Raw genomic sequence first — 19,335 nt, 5'->3', positions numbered from 1 at the left:
ATCGCCCCCCGACCGCACGAGGCTCCGCCATGGTCCGCCCGAACCCCCTGTACGGCACCGGCACCTTCCGCCGCCGCATCCGCGTACGCGCAGCACCGCGCGAGGTCGCGGTGGAGATGGAGGACTGCAACCACGGCTTCCGCCTGCGCCTGTGGCACGACGGCGAGCGCGTGACGAGCGTCGAAGTCGATCCGCTGCGCATCCCGTTCAATACCTGCGCCGAGGCGATCCGTCCGCTGCAGCGCGCGCTCGGCCACCGCCTGGACGAAGACGAGGCCACCCTGCGCAGCCGCCTCGTCCCCGGCGACAACTGCACCCACATGCACGACATGGCGGTCCTCGCCGTGGCGCACGCCGCCGCGCACGGGGGCGAAGGCGTGAGTACCCGGCTCTACGACATGGCGGTCGATGACGAACGCGAAGGCGTCGTCCGCGCGCGCATCGCCTGCGACGGCGTGCCGGTGCATGACTGGGAAATCGCCGGCCAGCCGCCGGACATCCCGCCGCACACCCTCACGGCCCCCCCCGAACTCGCCGGGCGCCCGGTAATGCGCGGCTTCCACGCATGGGCCTCGCAAGCCTTCGAAGGCATGCCGCGCGAGGCGGCCGTCGCCCTGCAGCGCGCGTATTTCGTCGCCCGGGCGCGGCGCCACAGCTTCGAGCCCGTCGCCGAGCATCCGGGCATCTCCGACGGCATGCCGCAAGGGGCCTGCTACTCGTACAACAGCGGCGCCGTCGAGCGCGCCTTCCGCAGCGAGGGAACGGTGCGCGACTTCACCCACACGCCCGACCTGTTGCTGAAGTTCCTGCCCTGAACCGAGCGGAGGCCCCATGACCCCGATTTCCCGTGCTGCCCCCTCCGGCGCCCTGGCCGGCATCCGCGTCATCGACTTCGGCCAGATGGTCTCCGCCCCGTACTGCGCGAAGCTCTTCAGCGATTACGGCGCCGACGTCGTCAAGGTCGAACTGCCGGAAGGCGACGCCGCGCGGCTCGCCGGCCCCTTCCCCGGCGACCGGCCGCATCCGGAGAAGAGCGGCCTCTACTTCTTCCACAACACCAACAAGCGCGGCATCACCTGCAACGTCGCTCACCCGGAAGGCCGCCGCCTGTTCCTGAATCTTCTCGAACGCAGCGACGTGCTGATCGAGAACAACCTGCCGCAGCGCATGCGCGCGTGGGGGCTGGACTACGCCACGCTCGCGGCGGCGAACCCCGACCTGGTGGTGATCTCGATCACGCCTTTCGGCCAGAGCGGCCCCTACAGCGGCTGGAACGGCTACGACCTCAACGCCTACCACCTCTCCGGCGCAAGCTCGCGCTACTGCGGCCGCCCCGGCGAGATGCCGCTGGAGCACGGCACCTTCTCGGCCGACTACTTCGGCGCCGTCACCGCCGCGGCGTGGGGACTCGCCGCCGTGTATGGGCGCGAGCAGGCGGGCGGTGGCCAGCAGGTCGACGTATCGTGCGCCGAAGCGATCGCCGCCGCATTCGTCGGCGGGCAGAACATCGGCTGCTACGCGCAGGAGCGTCGCTTCGACAAACGCACCGGCGTCGGCATGCCGCTCGGCGCCCCGGCCACGATCCTGCCCTGCCGCGACGGCCACGTATGGATGCTGGCGCTCGAACCCGGCCAGTGGAACGGGCTGCGCAAGGTCATGGGCGACCCGGAGTGGGCGAGCCTGGAGATGTTCCAGGACATGTACTCGCGCGCGCAGAACGCCGACGTGATCTACGAGTTCATCCGCGAATGGACGCTGCAGCACGGCAAGATGGAAATCATGGAGAAGTGCCAGGCCGCCGGCTGCCCGGTGACCGCCGTATTCACGGTCGCCGAGGCCGCGGCGCAGCCGCACCTGCAGGCGCGCGACTACTTCGTCGACATGGAGCACCCGCAGCTCGGGCGGCTGAAGAACCTCGGCGCGCCGTTCAAGCTCCCCGCCTGCCCCGGCGGGCCGGAACGCCCGGCGCCGCTCCTCGGCCAGCACAACGGCGAGGTCTATCGCGAACGGCTGGGCCTCACCACGAGCGACGTGCGCGGCCTCGCGCAGCGTGGCGTCATCTGACCGGGGGAACGCATATGAGCAAGCATCTGCCGCTGACGGGTGTCCGCGTCGTCAATTTCGGCTGGGTCTGGGCCGGGCCGGTGGTCGGGCAGACCCTCGGCTTTCTCGGCGCCGAGGTGCTGAAGATCGAATCCGCCGCGCGGGTCGACATGACGCGCAACCTGCCGCCCTTCGCCGACGGCATTCCGGGCCCCAACCGCAGCCTGTCGAACCACGCCTGCTGGGCCGGCAACGGTTCGGTGTCGCTCAACCTCAAGGAGCCGGAGGCGCTGGAGCTGGCGCTGCGGCTCATCGCCACCGCCGACGTCGTCGTCGAGAACTTCGGCCCCGGCGTGATGGAACGCATCGGCCTCGGCTACGAGCGCCTGCGCGAAGCCAGGCCCGACATCATCCTCTTCTCGATGCCCGCCGCCGGCCTCTACGGGCCGCTGGAGCACGTGCGCACCTACGGGCTGAGCCTCACCTCGCTCACCGGGCTGGACAGCCTCGTCGGCTACAAGGGCGGCGATCCCGTCCCGGTCGAAAACGCCTTCTCCGATCCCTACGCCGGCATCTTCGGCGCCTTCGCGGTGCTCACCGCGCTCAACCATCGCCGCAACACGGGCCAGGGCCAGCACGTCGACTTCTCGCAGCAGGAGGCGGTGATGCAGATGGTCGCGCCGGCGTGGATGGACTACGCGCTGAACGGGCGCAGCGGCGGGCCGAAGAACAACGAGCACCCGGTCGCCGCCGCCGCGCCGCACGGCGTCTTCCCCTGCCGCGGCGACGACCGCTGGATCAGCATCGCCGTGTGCCGCGACGAGGAGTGGCAGGGACTGGTCGCCGCGATGGGCAGTCCGGAATGGGCCGCCACGGCCGACTTCGCGACGCTGCCGGCGCGCCTCGCCCGCATCGACCGCCTGCACGCGCACATCGCGCAGTGGACGCGCGACTTCGACGACCGCGAGCTCGCGACGCGCCTGCAGGAACACGGCGTCGCGGCCTGCCCGGTGCTCAACGTCGGCGATCTCCTCGACGACCCGCATTTCCGCGCGCGCGAGACCTTCATCGAAGTCACGCACCCGCTGGGTTTTCGCGAAACGATCTACGGCGCCTACGTGAAGACGAGCCGCAGCCGCCCCGACGTGCGCCCCGGCCCCGCCGTCGGCGCCGACAACGAACGCGTGTTCAGGGGCCTGCTGGGCATCCCCGACGCCGACTACGAGCGCCTCGTGCGCGACCGGATCATCTACTGACAAACACCCGTCCGCCGGCGCCCCGCGCGCCCCCGGCCGGCATCACAGGAGACACGTCATGAAGTTCGCCCTCGCCACGCCCGCCATCAACAACTACCCCCCCGCCATGGCCCCGTGGGAGCCGCGCGCGGGCGGCCCCGAGATCCTGCGATACGCGCGCAAGGCCGACCAGCTGTCGTGGGACTGGCTCACCATCCCCGAGCATATCGTGATGCCCACCGACATGAAGGACGTGATGGGCTCGCGCTTCGTCGAGGGCATCGCGGCCTCTGCGGTGCTGATGGGGGCGACCGAGCGGATCCACATGCTCACCTACATCCTCGCGCTGCCCTACCGCCATCCGCTGGTGCTCGCCAAGCAGATCGGCACGATGGAGTTCCTGGCCGGTGGCCGCTTCACGCTGGGCACCGCGGTGGGGCACCTGGAACGCGAGTTCGAAACGCTCGGCATCCCTTTCGAGCAGCGCGGCCCGATGACCGACGAGTACCTGAAGGCGCTGAAGGAGGCGTGGACGTCGGAGCACCCGAGCTTCCACGGCGATTTCGTCAAGTTCGACAACATCCTCGTCGAACCCAAGCCGGTGCAGAAACCGCACCCGCCGATCTTCATCGGCGGCAACTCCCCGGCCGCCATCCGCCGCGCCGCGGAGCACGGCGACGGCTGGATTCCCTGGCTGGTCACCGCGCAGGACCTGCCCGGCTGCATCGAATACATGAAGCGCCAGCCGGCCTACGAGGCGAAGGCCGACCGCTTCGAGATCCTCGTCACCACCACCGCCTACAAGATCGAGGACTACTCGCATGCCGAGCAGGGCGAGACCCAGGTCTCCGCCGACCGCGACAGCGTGCTGCGCGAGATCGAGGCCCTGCAGAAGGCCGGCGCCACCTCCGTGCAGGTCATGCCGCCGAAGCTGGAAACCTTCGAGCAGTGCCTCGAATGGATCGAGTGGCATGACAAGGAAATTATTCCGCAGTTTAGGTAAGAACCGTCAAATCCGACATACATCGCGCTGCATTCATTTACCCGCACTGCCGCTCCCTCCCCTTCAAGGGGAGGGTTGGGGTGGGGATGGGTTGAACACTCGGCGCAGAAACCCATCCCCCTCCTGACCTCCCCCTTGAAGGGGGAGGAACCGGACACCGACGCAAGTTCGCGTAATTGATGGCCGGGACAACTTCACGAACACCGGAGGCACCCCATGCCAGAAACATACAAATATCTGACCACCCGCATCGAGGACAACGTCGGGATCGTCACCCTCAATCGCCCGGACAAGCTCAATGCCCTGAGCTGGGAGCTGGCCGAAGAGCTCGCGACGGTCTTCTACCGCTGGCGCTACGTCGATGAGGTACGCGCGATCGTGCTCACCGGCGCCGGGCGCGCGTTCTGCGCCGGAGGCGACGTCGACTGGATCTCCGGCGACAGCGACCGGCCGATGCCGGGCACGTCCGACGCCTCGCGCCCGATCCCGCGATCGCAGCGCAAGACGCCGGGCGGGCCGTTCATGGATGCGACGCGGCAGATGATCGCCGTCGACAAGCCCATCGTCGCCGCGCTGCACGGCCACGCCGTCGGCGCGGGGCTCGCGTATGCGATGGTCTGCGACCGGCGCTTTGCCGACTCCACGCTGAAGATGTCCGCGATCTTCACCAACGTCGGCGTCGCGCCCGACTGCGGCCTGTCGTGGTTCCTGCCGCGCATCGTCGGGCTGCCGACCGCGCTGATGATGGTCGAGACCGGCCGCACGTTCCGCGCCGAGGAGTGCAAGACGATGGGCCTCATCGACGAACTGGTGCCCGAAGGCACGAGCTTCGCCGCCGCCCTCGACTATGCGAAGACGCTCGCCCAGCGCGCCAGCGTCGCCGTCGACATGGCGCGGCGCATGATCTACATGGGCCAGACCGCGACGCTGGAACAGATGCTCGACTACGAAGGCATCGCCGGCGTCATCGTCGCCTCGTCGCTCGACGCGAAGGAAGGCACGCAGTCCTTCCTCGAAAAGCGCAAGCCGGTTTATCGCGGCATCTGAGCAGGACCGGCCGAGCACAACGAAGATTGCGCCGGCCCCATCGCATTCATGGCCAACCCCAGCCAACACTGCCCGTCGCCACCCGGCGTACGGACGCCCTGACACGGAGTTGACATGAGCAGACTCGCCGCAGCGGCCCTGGCCGCGTTCCTCCTCTCCACGCCGGCCTTCGCCGCCGCACCGCCTGCCGCCGACAACCTGGCGCAGCAGCTCAAGACCCTTCAGGCCGAAGTGCAGGCCCTGAAGGACATCGAGGACATCCGCATGCTCAAGCACGCCTATTTCCGCGGCATCGACAGCGCCGACCTCGATCTCCTGCGCAGCCTCATGCACCCCGATGTCACGGTGCATTTCATCGGCGGAGGCTACGAATGGAAGCTCGCCGGCCGCGAGCAGTACCTCGAAGCGATCGGCAACAACTTCAACAGCGAAGTGATCGCCCAGCACAACGGCCACCACCCCGAGATCCGCCTGCTGAGCCCGACCGAAGCCGAAGGCACCTGGTACCTGCACGACAACTTCTACAACCTGCGCGAGAAGCTCTACACGACGGGCACCGCCTTCTACCACGACCGTTACGTGAAGGTGGACGGCAAGTGGCTGCTCAGAAGCACCGAATACAAGCGCCACTACGAGATCGTCGAGAAGCTCGACAAGCTGCCCAACGTGACTGTCGACTACCTCGCCGAGCACGGCCGCAAGGTGGCGCGCCACTGCCACGGCGACGGCCTGTGCCGCGACGGCAAAGAGACGCCGGTCGCCACTGCGCCCGCCAGCACTCCGACGCCTCCGGCAGCAACGCAACATTGATCGGAAGGACGCTTGCCGTTCCGGCGGCGGCCCGATCACACGTATAGGTGATGCGGGTATTTCCGTCCGCGAATAGATTGACGCTCAACGTTCCACCCGACTCCCGAGGTCCGCGCCATGAAACCGGCACCCTTCGACTACCACGCCCCGACCTCGCTTGCCGACGCGGTGGCGCTCCTTGCGCGTCTCGACGGCGACGGCTGCGACGCCAAGATCCTTGCCGGCGGGCAGAGCCTGATGCCGATGCTGGCGATGCGCGTGGCCCGCCCGGACGCGCTGGTCGACCTCGCCCGCGTGCCCGGCCTCGACGCCATCCGCCTGCAGGACGGCCATATCGCGATCGGCGCGATGGCGAGCAAGCGCGCGGCCGAATTGTCCGAGCTCGTGCGCGAGAAGCAGCCCCTCTTCCATGCCGCCACGCGCCTCGTCGGCCACCAGCAGATCCGCAACCGCGGCTCGGTCGGCGGCTCCTTCGCCCATTCCGACCCGGCCTCCGAATACCCCGCCGTCGCGCTCGTCCTCGACATGCAGATGGTCGCGGCCGACCCGGACGGCGAGCGCGTGATCCCGGCCGACGAGTTCTTCGTCACCTACATGACCACCGCGCTCGAACCGGGAGAAATCCTCACCGAGGTTCGCATGCCGGTGCTGCCAACCGGAAGCGGCTGGGCCATTCAGGAGATCACGCGGCGCAATGGCGATCTCGCACTCGCGGGCGTTGCCCTCACGTTGCGCCTCGAAGCCGGCCGCTGCACCGATGCGCGCATCGCCGCCTTCGGCGTGGATGCGACGGCCGTTCGCCTGACCGCAGCGGAAGAGGCGCTGCGCGGCGCCGTCCCGAACGGCGAAAGCTTCGCCCGCGCGGGCGCCACTGCAGCCGCTGCGCTCGCCGATCCGATGAGCTGCATCCACGCATCCGCCGATTACCGGCGCCACCTCGTCGGCACGCTGATCGAGCGGGCGTTGGCAGAAGCCGCTGCGCGCGCGCACTGAACACCCTGATCCACGGCACGAGGACTCCCATGAGCACCCGGCAAACCATCCGTCTCACCGTCAACGGCAAGTCCTACGAGCGCGAAGTCGAAGCCCGCCTGACGCTCGCCGACTTCCTCCGCCACGAACTGCACCTCGGCGGCACCCACGTCGGCTGCGAGCACGGCATCTGCGGCGCGTGCACGATCCTCATCGACGGCCGCTCGGCCCGCGCCTGCCTGACGCTCGCCGTGCAGGCCGACGGCGCCGACATCATCACCGTCGAAGGCCTGCGCAACCGCGAAACCGGCCAGCTGCACCCGATCCAGCAGGCCTTCGTCGATGCGCACGGCCTGCAATGCGGCTTCTGCACGCCCGGTTTCATCATGACCACGCTCGAACTGCTCGGCGAAAACCCCGACCCCAGCGACGAGGAGATCAAGGAAGCCCTTGGCGGCAACCTGTGCCGCTGCACCGGCTACCAGAGCATTCTCGACTCGGTGCGCCTCGCCGCGCGCCGCCTCCAGTCGGCCTCCGCCGCCTGACGCGGCCTTCGGAGATACCCATGGCGTTCGATATCCCCACCCGCAGCGACCAACTGCCGACCGATGCCCCGCGTTTCATCGGCAAGGCCGTCAATCGCATCGAAGACCCCGCCCTCGTCTCCGGCACCGTCGAGTTCATCGACAATCTGTCCCTGCCGGGCATGCTCCATTGCGCCATCCTGCGCAGCCCGCATCCGCACGCCCGCATCACGGGCATCGACGCGAGTACCGCGCTCGCGCTGCCGGGCGTGGAGGCCGTCCTCACCGGCGACGACGTCGCGCGCTGGTGCGATCCCTGTTTCACCGCCCCGGAAGGCTGGGGCAACACCTGCCTCGCCGTCGGCAAGGTGAGATTCGTCGGCGAACCGGTCGTGGCCGTTGCCGCCAGCAGCCGCTACATCGCCGAAGACGCCCTCGAACTGATCCAGGTCTGCTACGAACTGCTCGCCCCGGTTGCAAACCCCGACGCAGCCATGGCCCCCGGCGCCCCGCTCGTCTTCGAGAACCGCGGCACCAACGTCATTCAGAGTCGTACCTACACCTGGGGCGAGGTTGACCGCATCTTCGCCGACGCTGACCGCATCGTCAGCCGCCAATTCCGCTGGAACCGCGTCGGCGCCAACCCCACCGAAACCTTCGGCTGCATCTGCCAGTGGGACCTCGCCGACAACAGCCTCACCTGCCGCGGCGCCTACCAGACCCCGCGTTTCATGGCGATCGGCCGCGCGGCCTCGCTGCGGCTGCCCGCCAACAAGGTCAGGATCATCAGCCACGCCCAGGGCGGCGGCTTCGGCGGCAAGGGCGGCCCGCGCGGCACCGACATCGCCGCGCTGCTGTCGCGCAAGAGCGGCGGCCGGCCGGTGAAATACATCGAAGACCGCATGGAGTACCTGCTCGCCGGCGGCGGACAGTCGTGGGACCGCTACTACGACGCCGCCCTCGCCGTGAAGGCCGACGGCACCGTCACCGGCTTCAAGGTGCGCCTCGTCGACGACCAGGGCGCGGGCGCCGAAGGCTACGGCACCATCTCGGCGGCCAAGCCGCTCGCCGCCTTCACCGGCAACTACCGCATCGAGGCGGCCTTCTACGACCTCACCCTCGTCGCGACCAACCGCGCGCCCACCTACCCCTACCGCGGCTACGGTCCCCCGCCGCACAACCTCGTCCTCGAATCGCTGATGGACGTCGCCGCGCGCGAACTCGCGCTCGACCCGGCTGAACTGCGCCGCCGCAACTACATCCGGCCTGACGAGTTCCCCTACACCGTGCCGAGCGGCAACGAGTACGACAGCGGCAACTACGCCGCGGTGCTCGACCGCGTCCTCGAACTCGCGGACTACCGGGCGCTGCGCGAGACGCAGGCGCAGGCGCGCGCCGAGGGACGGCTGGTCGGCATCGGCGTCGTCAGCACGGTCGAGCCGGGCGTCTTCGACTGGAACGCCTACGCCACCGTCGGGGTGCCCGGCGTCGGCGTGCCCGAAGGGGTGAAGGTCGCCGTCGATGTCTTCGGCAATGTCACCGTCGCGGTTGGCTTCAACCTGCAGGGTCAGGGGCAATTCACCGTCGCCGCGCAGGTCGTCGCGGACTACCTCGGCGTCGACATGAACAGCGTCAAGGTCACCACCGCGTCCACGGACGTTGCGCTGCCGCACTTCGGCCAGGGCGGCAGCCGGCTGGGCGTCGCCGTCACCGGCGCCATCCTCGGCGCCTGCGACAAGCTGCGCCAGACCTTCTGCCGCGTCGTCGCGCACGTCATGCACGCCGAGCCCGGGCAGATCGAGCTCTTCAACGGCCGCCTGCAGATGAAGCACGCGCCCGAGCACGGCATGAGCATCGCGGAGGTCGCCGGCCTGATGCTCTCGCGCAGCGACCTGTTGCCGCCCGGCGTCGAACCCTGCCCCGAGGCGAGCTTCGTGTGGGTGTCGCCCAACCGCAACCAGCCCGACGACCAGGGCCGCTGCCGCAGCTACCTCACCGCCGCCAACGCCACGCACGTCGTGCAGGTCGAGATCGACCGCTGCACCGGGCAGGTGAAGATCCTCGGCTACTACATCGTCGATGACTGCGGCACGCGCCTCAATCCCGCCAACGTCGAGGGCCAGCTGCAAGGCGGCGTCGCGCAGGGCGTGGGCGCAGGGCTGTACGAGGAATACGTGTACGACCCGCAGTGCCAGCCGCTCGTGAGCACCTTCGTCGACTACCTCGTGCCGACGATCCACGAGGTGCCGATGACGGTGAAGGACCACCTCGTCACGCCCTCGCCGGTCGCACCGCTCGGCGCCAAGGGCTGCGGCGAAGGCGCCATCCACACGACCCCGGCCGCACTGCTGTGCGCCATCAACGACGCCCTCGCACCGCTCGGCCTCGAATGCCGCGAGACCCCCGCGTCGCCGCAGCGGCTGTGGAAACTGCTGCACGAACAAGCCTGACAGGAAGCCAAACGCATGTCCCGACCCGACCTCAGCCAAGGCCCCCTCGCCGGCCTGCGCGTCCTCGACCTCTCCACCATGCTCGCCGGCCCCTACGGCGCCACGCTGCTGGGCGACCTCGGCGCGGACGTCATCAAGATCGAATCGCACTACGGCGACGAGAGCCGCCACCTCGGCCCCCAGCGCGGCGAGGAGCGCGGCCCGTATCTCAGCCTCAACCGCAGCAAGCGCGACCTCGTGCTCGACCTGCAGCGCGAGGAGGCGCAAGCCGTCTTCGCCCGCCTCGCTGCCACCGCCGACATCCTCGTCACCAACATCCGCGAACCGGCCCTCTCCAAACTGGGCCTCGATTACGAGCAGGTCAAAAAGCACAAGCCCGGCATCATCTGGATCCGCGTCACCGCCTTCGGCGCCGACGGCCCCTACGCGGGCCGTCCCGGCATCGACTTCCTCGCGCAGGGCTACACCGGCGTGCTCACGCTCAACGGCGATCCTCAGGGCGAACCCGTGCGCACCGGCTTCCCCGCCGTGGATGTGATGACCTCGCTCCTCGTCAGCAACGCGGCGCTCGCCGCCCTGCGCGCGCGCGAACTCAGCGGCGAAGGCCAGCGCATCGAGGTCTCGCTCCTCGACGCGCTGATGCACGCCCAGGCCAGCTCCATCGGCACCTGGCTCACCACCGGCGACCGCCCCAAGCGCACCGGAAACCGCAGCCTGTATTTCGCCCCCTCCGGCGTCTATCCGACGCGCGACGGCAAGCACGTGGTCATCACCACCCCGGGCGAGAAGTTCTTCGCCAAGGTGTGCCGCGCGCTCGGCACCGACTGGGACACCGACCCTCGCTTCCACGACATCCACGCCCGCCTCGCCAACGAGGACGAGCTCGACCGCGTGATGGCCGAATGCACGCGCCAGTTCGACCGCGCCGAACTCGTCGACAAGCTCGTCGCCGCCGACGTCCTCACCGCGCCGATCAACGAGGTCGAGGACGTCGTCAAGGATCCGCAGATCCTGCACAACCGCATGATCGTGCCCGTCGAGCACCCCGTCCTCGGCCGCCTCGACCTCACCGGCGTCCCGATCCGCTTCTACGGCACCCCCTGCGAAATCACCCGCCACCCGCCCATGCAGGGCGAACACACGCGGGAAATCCTCGGGGAACTGGGTTACGCCAACGGCGATGTGGATGCCCTGATCGGCGAAGGCCTGGTCGCCGACGTCGCCGACATGAGCCGCCGGCGCGAAGCCCGCCAGGCGCGCAAAACGGCCTGAGCGGTCGGCGCGACGCGGGAACCGGGTCGCTCGATAAGACCCGGTCCGCCACTGCGCCGTCGTCCTCGTACGTTTTGCCCGCCGCGCCCCGGCAGGAATGCGGTTACCCTGCGCATTCCGCCGAGCACCTTCGGCCCACCTACGAGGAACCCTTCGCAATGAGCCCCACCGCCAAACCCCTCGCCGGGATCAAGGTCGTCGAACTCGGTACGCTGATCGCCGGGCCCTTTGCGGCGCGGATCCTGGGGGAATTCGGGGCGGAGGTGATCAAGATCGAATCGCCTGACGGTGGCGATCCGCTGCGCAAGTGGCGCAAGCTCTACGAAGGCACGTCGCTGTGGTGGTACCTGCAGTCGCGCAACAAGAAGTCGGTGACGGTGAACCTCAAGCACGCGGACGGCGTCGAGGTCGTGCGCCGGCTCGTCGCCGAAGCCGACATGGTCATCGAGAACTTCCGCCCGGGCGTGCTGGAGAAGCTGGGCCTGGGGTGGGAGGCGCTGTCGGCGATCAACCCCGGACTCGTGATGCTGCGGCTGTCGGGCTTCGGCCAGACCGGGCCGCTCGCCCAGCAGCCGGGCTTTGGCGCGATCGGGGAGTCGATGGGCGGGCTCCGCTATGTGACCGGCTTTCCGGACCGCCCGCCGGTGAAGACCGGCATCTCGATCGGCGATTCGATCGCCGCGCTGTGGGGCGCGCTCGGCGCGTTGATGGCGCTGCGCCACAAGGAAGTGAATGGCGGCCGTGGGCAGGTCGTGGACGTGGCCCTGTACGAAGCGGTGTTCGCGATGATGGAGTCGCTGGTGCCGGAATTAGACGTCTTCGGCTTCGTGCGCGAACGTACCGGCAACATCATGCCGGGCATCACGCCGTCGAACACGCACACCACGCGCGACGGCAAGCACGTGGCGATCGGCGCCAACGGCGACGCGATCTTCCGCCGGCTGATGCTGGCGATGGGCCGCGACGATCTGGCCGAGGATCCCACGCTGGCAGACAACGCCGGGCGCGACGCGCGGCGCGAGGAGCTCTATGCGTTGATCGACGCCTGGGTCGCCCAACACGACGAAATCGCGGTGCTGGCCGCCCTCGCCGCTGCCGAGGTGCCCGCCTCGCGCATCTATTCGGTCGCCGACATGTTCGCGGACCCGCAATTCCTTGCGCGCGACATGCTGCAGTCGGTGACCCTGCCCGGCGGGCGCGAGTGCCGCATGCCCGGCGTCGTGCCCCGACTCTCGCTTACACCGGGCGGTGCGGAAACGATCGGACCAGCGCTGGGCGAGCACACCGACAGCGTACTGGGCGAGCTGGGTTACGACGCGACGGCCATCGCCGCGCTGCGGTCGGCAGGGGCGATCTAGCGCGCCGCCCCGCCCGGCTCAGATCATCATCCCCACCGCTGCCCCGTGCCGGGTCGCCTCCGCCAGCCGGCGCGGCACCCACGCACCGCCCGCGATGAACACCTGCGCAACGCTGCCGTCCCCCTTCAGCGCCTCGTAGAGCTGCGGCTGCTGCACCGAGCCGTACATCAGCACGACGCTGTCGAAGCCTTCCATGCGGTAGGTCTGGTCACCCCAGCTCGAGACGAATTCGAGCGCGTCCGGCGCGATGCGGCGGACGATGAGGTTGGGGTGCACCTTCACGCCGCAGCGCTCCATGCGCTTCAGCACCATGCCGATGGAGTAGCGCGCGACTTCGGTGGCGAGATGCACGGACTTGTGGAAGATCTCGACCTGTTTGCCCTGCTCGGCGAGGTATTCGGCGACGCAGGGGGTCTGGTAGTAGTCCTCCTGCGAGACGATGGCGACGCGCTGGCCGGTTTTCGCCTTGCCGCGCAGCACGTCCCAGCCCTGCACGACGTGCGGCAGCTCGATACCCGGCACGTTGTCCGGTACGCGCGGCAGCGAGCCGGTGGCGACGACGACCGCATCGGGTTGCAGGGCCTTCACGGCGCCGAGGTCGGCGGCAGTTTCGAGACGGATGTCGACGCCGAGGCGCGCGAGCGCGTTCTCCTCGAAATAGACCTGATCCTCGAAGGAATCGCGCCCTGGCGCCTTGGCGGCGAGGAGGAGTTGCCCGCCGAGACGCTTGCCCTGCTCCAGCAGCGTGACCTTATGGCCGCGCAAGGCGGCGATGCGCGCAGCCTCGCAGCCTGCTGCGCCCCCTCCCACCACGACGACATGGCCGGGCTGGTCGGCGGCGCGAAAGTCGGCTTCCCACTGCAGCTCGTTGCCGATCGTCGGGTTGATCGAACAGGTCGGCGTGTAGGGGATGTAGGCCGGCTCGGACGCTTCGTCGATGCAGCGCGTGCAGCCGATGCAGCGGCGGATTTCGCCCAGTCGCCCCTCCCTCGCCTTGTTGGCGAACTCGGGATCGGCGATGCCAGCGCGCACCATGCCAACGAGGTCGCAGAAGCCGCCCTTGATGAGCTCCTCGGCGAGAACGAGGTCGTTGATGCGGCCGGTGAACAGCACCGCGATCTTCGGATCGAGGTCTGAGAGGTCGGCGCGCGCGGCCTTGCCGAATTCGCGGTATTCGGCGTGCGGGTGATAGGACGAGGGCACGTAGGACGGCGCGCCCCAGCAGTGGCCGACATCGAGGTCGACGAAGTCCAGCAGGCCGGTCTCGCCGATGTGGTACAGCATCTCGCGCAGCTGCATGTTGTCGTAGCCGCCTTCGCGCGATTCCTGGCCGTTGACGCGGATGCCGACCGCCATGGAGTTGCCGACCCGTTCGCGCACGCGCCTGAGCGCTTCGACGACGAAGCGGATGCGCTCGGCCGGGCCGCCGCCCCAGCGGTCGGTGCGGCGGTTGGTGACCGGCGAGAGGAAGCTGTAGCCGACGGTTTCATGCGCGCAGTGGATCTCCACCGCGTCCGCGCCGCTCGCCTGCGCCGCCGCGGCGGCCTCGGCGTAGCCGTCGAGCAGGAATTCGATCTCGGCCTCGCCGAGCACGTGCGGCGTGTAGTCCTGCGCGCCCACGACCGGCACCGGCGACGGCGACCACAGCGCGTTGAGGTGCGTGAGCTGCACGACGACGACCGCGCCGTGACTGTGGATCTCATCGACGAACCGCTTCCAGCCTGCGAGGAAGGCCGGATTCTGATGCGCGGCGAAGCGGGAGCCGAAGCCGCCTTTCAGCGAGATTTCGTCCGGCGCGCCCGGCGGCAGCGGCACGTTGAGCAGCCAGGTCTCGCTGCCGATCCAGCCCGTGCCGCCTTTCGCCTTGGCCCCATGGTGGGCGATGAAGTGCTCGTCGATGAGCCCCGGCGCGCGCGAGGAGTTGATGGTGTTGGTGGTCTCGCAGATGCGGTTGGGCACCCGCATCGGCCCGACCTGCAGCGGCTTGAAGAGGTGTTCGAAATTCGCGTTGCTCATGACGGGCGTCTCCACGGGAAGGCGGCGGAACAGTTGGCCGGGGGGTACGACGCGCTGCGGGCTCAGGCGGGCCCGGTCGGCGAGATCATGACGATACCGAAGGGGCGGTGGGTCTGTTGCTGGAAGAAGCCCCACGGCGGGAACAACGCGGTGAGGCGCGGCCACAGGGCCTTGCGCTCCTCGTCGGTGGCGTCGCGCGCGACGGCGGCGGACTTGTTGCGGTCCAGCTGCACCCAGCAGTTCGGGTTGGCCGTGACGTTGAGATACCAGGTAGGCGCCTGGTCGTACCCGGCCAGCGAGGCGACGACGACCACGTCCTTGCCGTGCTGCAGGAAGACCAGCGGCGTGGTGCGCGGCTCGCCGGACTTGCGGCCGATGACCGTGAGCAGCAGCGTCGGGAAGCCGGACGGCGACCCCTTGCCCGAGGCCCACCCGTCGGGGTTGGCGAGGTAGCGCTGGACGTCGGCCTTGGCGTCGCCGCGGATGCGTTCGAGCGAGGCGGTGGCGTCCTTGATGGCCTGCCATTCTTCGTCGGACATGTAGTCCGGCTTCACCATGTTGTCGCGATTCATTTTGTGCGGATTCCTTTGCTGATCGACCTGCAGTCCAGTGTAGTGAGGCCGCCTGCAAGGCTTGCGGCGGCAGGACTTCCGATACGGCCGTTCGCATTTCATTTGCGGACAGGGTGTGCGCCGGGGAATCAGACGCTGCACACCCGGCTTACGTGCCTCCGTTCGCCCTGAGCCCGTCGAAGGGCATTGGCAGGGCTTCGACAAGCTCAGCCCGAACGGTCTTTGGTATTCGAATAGGTAATGACGCGCGCGACGGCGATGCCAGCAAGCGACAGCAGCGCCGCGACGATGCCGACCGTGCCGAAGCCGGCGAGCCGGCCGTCCGCGCCGATCTCGATCAGCTCACCGCTGAACATCGCCCCCGCCCCCATGCCGAGCTGGGTCGTGACGCCGTTGAGCATCATGAAGGCGCCGCGCACCGGGGGCGGCGGCAGCTCCGCGAGCAGGGCGACGGTCGGCACCCAGCGCGCGTACACCGTCACGAAGAATAGGCTGCTCACGGCGAGCGCCGCCGGCAGGGCGAGCGCGGGGGCGTGGGTGGCCAGCAGGATGCCCGCCGTCGACAGCAGGGTCGTCACCATGAACACCGGGAAGCGCCCGTGGCGGTCCGCCAGCCGCCCGGAAAGCGGCGTCGTGAAGAAGCTGATGGCGCCGGCGAGCAGGTACAGCCAGGGCAGCCGCGCTTCCGCGATGCCGACGTTCCTGAGCCAGTACGGCGCAATGTAGGCGATCACCGCGTAGCAGGACGCGGTGACGAGGAAGGTCAGGCACAGGCCGCCGAGGGCGCGGCCCGCGAGCACCTGCCGCAGCGAGACCGCGGCGGCGGCGTCGCGCCCGCCACGCCGCGCGGGCACCGGCGGCAGGTGGCGGCCCAGCCCGAGGAAGACCACCGACGCGATCGCCAGCACGGCGACGAAGGGCCCCCGCCAGCCCAGCGCCGCGGCGACCCACAACCCCGCCGGAACGCCGATCACCGCAGACAGCGCATGGCCGCTCATGACGCGGCCGATCGCCGTGGCACGCTGCGCGGGCGCGACGACTTCCGCGACGACCGACTGGATCAGCGCGGAGAGCACGCCGCCCGAGATGCCCGCGACCACGCGCGCCACGACGAGCGCGTCGAGGCTGCCGGCAGTGGCCGTGACCACGAGCGAAACAATGAACACGGCATATACGGCGCGCAGCACGCGGCTGCGGTCGAAGCGGTCGATCACGGCGCTGACGATGAGGCCCGAGACGCCGGCGCTCACCGTGTAGGCGAACACCAGCCGCCCGAGATCCGCGGGTGACGCATGGAAGGCCGCCATGAACTGCGCGCCCAGCGGCAGCATGACCATGAAGTCGATCAGATGCGTCATGTGCGCGGCGCGCAGCACCGCGACGAGGCGCCCTTCGCTCAAACCGCCACCCCGGCCCCCGCTAACCCGACCCGCCGCGCGGCGGCATCAGCACGTACTGGCTGGTCTGCACGACATCGATCTTGTCCATGTCGATGAAGCGCTCGCAGCTCTCCCGCATCGCGGCAACGTTGGCGCGGAAGCGCTCCTCGTCGCCGACCGCGTCGTAGAACGCGTGCAGGTTGCCGACGACCTCGGGCGGGAAGCCCTCTTCGACGATCGCGTCGTAGGGCGGCGCATCGAAGGTGAGCGCGCGCGTGACCACGTTCTGCACGTACAGAAAGGTGTCCTGCGTGTCGATGGCGATCTGCGTGTGCGAGCCGAGCCACACCTCCAGCCAGGCCTCCCGCTCGATGCGCGGCGGGCGGCGGAACAGCGCGACCTGCGCGAAGCCGGGCGTGCGTTCGCCCGGCGCCGGCAGGTGGCGGATGTTGCGCATCGGCCGCGATTCGGTCACGAGCCAGGCGGCGTAGCGGCCGCACACCGCCGCCACCGCCGCGTCGAAGGGTTTGCGCAGCGCGTCGTTGGCCGAGTCGAGCCACACGGAGACGAAGGCGTCCATCGGCGTGCGCAGCGCCTGCAGGGTGGGCGCCGCGCCGTCCGCCGCCGCGTCGGCGACGTTGAGCTGCGCCCCCAGCGCGCCGAGCGCGACGAGCCGGGGTGCGAGTTCGCCGTGCAGGCGTTCGGCGAAGGCGTCGCGCCCCGTGCCGTCCGCGCGCCACAGCGCGTAGATGACCTTTTCCATCGCCGGTCGCTCAGCGCAGCGGGGCGCGCTTCTTCGGCTCGATGCCGGTCAGCCGCGCGAGGTTGAGGCCGAGGATGTTGGCCTTGTCCTGCTCGGTCACCTGCGCGTAGCCCCACTTCTCCTGCAGCTCCGCGGGCATGTCGAGGTTCTTGATGTAGTCGACGATGCGGCTGAGGTCGTCGAAGGGCAGGTCGAAGCCCAGCACGATCTTCTCGGAGCTCATCCACTGCAGCGCGGTGCCAATGGTGTGGTAGCCGCGGTAGGGGGCGCGCTGGAACCAGCCGATGATGCCCGAGAGGCTCAGGTACAGGTTCTTGTGCTTGCCGCACAGGCCGATCAGCTCTTCGGAATGCGGCCAGCCGGCGTGGTAGGCGATGATCTTCAGGTCCGGGAAGGCGAGCATCACGTCGTCGAGCTGCGACGGATGGCAGTGGCTGCTCGGCTGCGGGCAGACGTAGCTCATGCCGGTATGCACGGTGAGCGGCACCCCAAGCTCGACGGCCTTCTCGTAGAAGGGCCACAGGCGCCTGTCGTTGAGCGGGCCGTCATCCTCGGGCGTGTAGAGCTTGCACAGCTTCGCGCCGCGCTCCTTCACCAGGTATTCGAGTTCCCAGTTGGCGTGCTTGATGCCGCGCTTGATGACCGGGCCGACGTTGGCCTCCAGGTACATGCGCTCGGGATAGGGCTCGATCTGCTGCAGCATGAAGCCGTTGGTCGACATCGACACAACGCCGCCGGTGATGTCCATCATCGGCTCGCGCAGGCAGAACGCGACGTCGACGCTGGTCTGGTCCATGTACTTGATGAGCTCGCTCGCGATCGGCTGCGGCCATTCGCTGTCGAGGTCGCGGCCGGCCCACGCGCGCAGCACGCCGTTCACACTGTCGTGGAACTGCTGCATGCCGGGGTAGTAGCCGATCTCACTCATGGTCTGCAGGTTCATGAAGTGGAATTCGGTCATTGCGACGAAGTAATCCTTGCTCATGCTGCGGTCTCCTTCCCTTGGGTTCGTGGGGGTGCGGCGGATCAGCGGCCGACGTATTCCGGTTTGGTCTTGGTGGCGAAGGCGCGCGGGCCCTCGCGGGCGTCGTCCGACGCGAACACGCGCGCCGACATGGTCTTCTCGAGCACGAAGGCCGGCTCGTTGTTGAGCGCGCGCAGCGCGATCTCCTTCGCCGTGCGCACCGCCAGCGGGCCGTTCTCGCAGATGCGTTCGGCGTAGGCCAGGGCCTCGTCGAGCAGGCGATCGGCGGGCACGACCTTGTTGATGAGGCCGATGTCGTACGCACGCTGCGCGTCGATGGTGTTGCCGGTGAGGAGCATCTCCATCGCGATCGCCCACGGGATCTGCTGCGGCAGGCGCACATGCGAGCCGCCCGCCGGGACGACCGCCCAGCGCACTTCGGCGAGGCCGAATTTCGCGTGCTCGGCGGCGATGCGGATATCGGTGCCGAGCAGGAATTCCAGCCCGCCCGCGACGCACACGCCGTTCACCGCGGTGACGATGGGCTTGTAGACGTTCTGGAACGGACGCTTGGCCGGATCCTCGTAGCCCAGCGCATCGCCTTCGTTGAGCGCCGGCAGCGCGACCTTGAGGTCGAGCCCTGTGCAGAAGGCGCGGTCGCCGGTGGCGGTGAAGATCGCGCACCGTAGATTCGGGTCGTTGTTGTAGTCCTCGAAGGCGGCTTCCAGGCCGATCAGCATCTCCTTCGTCAGCGAATTCATCGCCTCGGGCCGGTTCATCGTGATGATGGCGATACGGCCGCGTTTCTCGTAGCTCAGGCTGGCGGGCAGGTTCAAATCCATGACTTTTTCCTAAACTCAGTTGCAGATGATTGAATCGTTGGCTGATTCGTAGGGCGCAATAAGCGAAGCGCATTGCGCCGCATGG

At 68.9% G+C, this 19,335-nt stretch carries 17 protein-coding genes; 11 read left to right on the top strand and 6 right to left on the bottom strand.

All coding sequences use genetic code 11. The features are described from left to right. Positions 1-29: 29 nt before the first annotated feature. The 11 genes from CDA09_RS10075 to CDA09_RS10025 all read left to right on the top strand — a co-directional run bounded on the left by CDA09_RS10075 (position 30) and on the right by CDA09_RS10025 (position 12,714). The gene (locus tag CDA09_RS10075) at positions 30-815 is read left to right on the top strand and encodes a DUF2889 domain-containing protein (RefSeq protein ID WP_121428503.1); all 786 of its coding nucleotides are present in this window, start codon (positions 30-32) and stop codon (positions 813-815) included. 16 nt (positions 816-831) lie between these two features. Continuing rightward, positions 832-2,064: a CaiB/BaiF CoA transferase family protein gene (locus CDA09_RS10070; RefSeq protein ID WP_121428502.1), complete on the top strand. Its 1,233-nt coding sequence runs from the start codon at positions 832-834 to the stop codon at positions 2,062-2,064. 14 nt (positions 2,065-2,078) lie between these two features. Next, positions 2,079-3,299 (top strand): CaiB/BaiF CoA transferase family protein, encoded by a 1,221-nt coding sequence (locus CDA09_RS10065; protein ID WP_121428501.1) that lies wholly within the window; start codon positions 2,079-2,081, stop codon positions 3,297-3,299. A 58-nt stretch (positions 3,300-3,357) separates the two neighbouring features. Further along, the gene (locus CDA09_RS10060) at positions 3,358-4,281 is read left to right on the top strand and encodes a TIGR03619 family F420-dependent LLM class oxidoreductase (RefSeq protein WP_121428500.1); all 924 of its coding nucleotides are present in this window, start codon (positions 3,358-3,360) and stop codon (positions 4,279-4,281) included. 216 nt (positions 4,282-4,497) lie between these two features. Beyond that, positions 4,498-5,328, top strand: a complete 831-nt coding sequence (locus CDA09_RS10055) for an enoyl-CoA hydratase/isomerase family protein (RefSeq protein ID WP_121428499.1) — start codon at positions 4,498-4,500, stop codon at positions 5,326-5,328. Positions 5,329-5,442: 114 nt separating this feature from the next. Next, positions 5,443-6,138 (top strand): nuclear transport factor 2 family protein, encoded by a 696-nt coding sequence (locus tag CDA09_RS10050; RefSeq protein ID WP_121428498.1) that lies wholly within the window; start codon positions 5,443-5,445, stop codon positions 6,136-6,138. A 117-nt stretch (positions 6,139-6,255) separates the two neighbouring features. Beyond that, entirely contained in the window at positions 6,256-7,131 is an 876-nt protein-coding gene (locus CDA09_RS10045) for an FAD binding domain-containing protein (protein WP_121428497.1), read from the top strand. Positions 7,132-7,160: 29 nt separating this feature from the next. Then, positions 7,161-7,655, top strand: coding sequence for a (2Fe-2S)-binding protein (locus tag CDA09_RS10040; protein WP_121428496.1), 495 nt, complete (start codon positions 7,161-7,163; stop codon positions 7,653-7,655). Between the two features lie 20 nt (positions 7,656-7,675). Next, positions 7,676-10,084, top strand: coding sequence for a xanthine dehydrogenase family protein molybdopterin-binding subunit (locus CDA09_RS10035; protein ID WP_121428495.1), 2,409 nt, complete (start codon positions 7,676-7,678; stop codon positions 10,082-10,084). 15 nt (positions 10,085-10,099) lie between these two features. Further along, positions 10,100-11,356, top strand: coding sequence for a CaiB/BaiF CoA transferase family protein (locus CDA09_RS10030; RefSeq protein ID WP_121428494.1), 1,257 nt, complete (start codon positions 10,100-10,102; stop codon positions 11,354-11,356). A gap of 158 nt (positions 11,357-11,514) precedes the next feature. Beyond that, positions 11,515-12,714 carry a CaiB/BaiF CoA transferase family protein gene (locus CDA09_RS10025; RefSeq protein WP_121428493.1) on the top strand — a complete coding sequence of 400 codons (1,200 nt, stop codon included), beginning with the start codon at positions 11,515-11,517 and terminating at the stop codon, positions 12,712-12,714. A gap of 18 nt (positions 12,715-12,732) precedes the next feature. On the opposite strand, the gene CDA09_RS10020 is transcribed toward CDA09_RS10025, so the two are convergent. The 6 genes from CDA09_RS10020 to CDA09_RS09995 form a co-directional block, all read right to left on the bottom strand. Next, positions 12,733-14,730: an oxidoreductase gene (locus tag CDA09_RS10020; protein ID WP_121428492.1), complete on the bottom strand. Its 1,998-nt coding sequence runs from the start codon at positions 14,728-14,730 to the stop codon at positions 12,733-12,735. Positions 14,731-14,792: 62 nt separating this feature from the next. Continuing rightward, positions 14,793-15,302, bottom strand: a complete 510-nt coding sequence (locus tag CDA09_RS10015; RefSeq protein ID WP_164844401.1) for a nitroreductase/quinone reductase family protein — start codon at positions 15,300-15,302, stop codon at positions 14,793-14,795. A gap of 206 nt (positions 15,303-15,508) precedes the next feature. Next, the gene (locus tag CDA09_RS10010) at positions 15,509-16,702 is read right to left on the bottom strand and encodes an MFS transporter (protein WP_121428490.1); all 1,194 of its coding nucleotides are present in this window, start codon (positions 16,700-16,702) and stop codon (positions 15,509-15,511) included. A gap of 19 nt (positions 16,703-16,721) precedes the next feature. Next, the gene (locus CDA09_RS10005) at positions 16,722-17,444 is read right to left on the bottom strand and encodes an EthD domain-containing protein (protein ID WP_121428489.1); all 723 of its coding nucleotides are present in this window, start codon (positions 17,442-17,444) and stop codon (positions 16,722-16,724) included. Positions 17,445-17,454: 10 nt separating this feature from the next. Then, positions 17,455-18,429: an amidohydrolase family protein gene (locus CDA09_RS10000; protein ID WP_121428488.1), complete on the bottom strand. Its 975-nt coding sequence runs from the start codon at positions 18,427-18,429 to the stop codon at positions 17,455-17,457. Positions 18,430-18,470: 41 nt separating this feature from the next. After that, positions 18,471-19,250 (bottom strand): enoyl-CoA hydratase-related protein, encoded by a 780-nt coding sequence (locus tag CDA09_RS09995; protein ID WP_121428487.1) that lies wholly within the window; start codon positions 19,248-19,250, stop codon positions 18,471-18,473. Positions 19,251-19,335 lie beyond the last annotated feature (85 nt).

The organism is Azoarcus sp. DN11, from assembly GCF_003628555.1.
Classification (GTDB): Bacteria; Pseudomonadota; Gammaproteobacteria; order Burkholderiales; family Rhodocyclaceae; genus Aromatoleum.
Note: the sequence above shows the minus strand (reverse complement) of the source record. Positions and strands in the feature narration are given on the sequence as shown.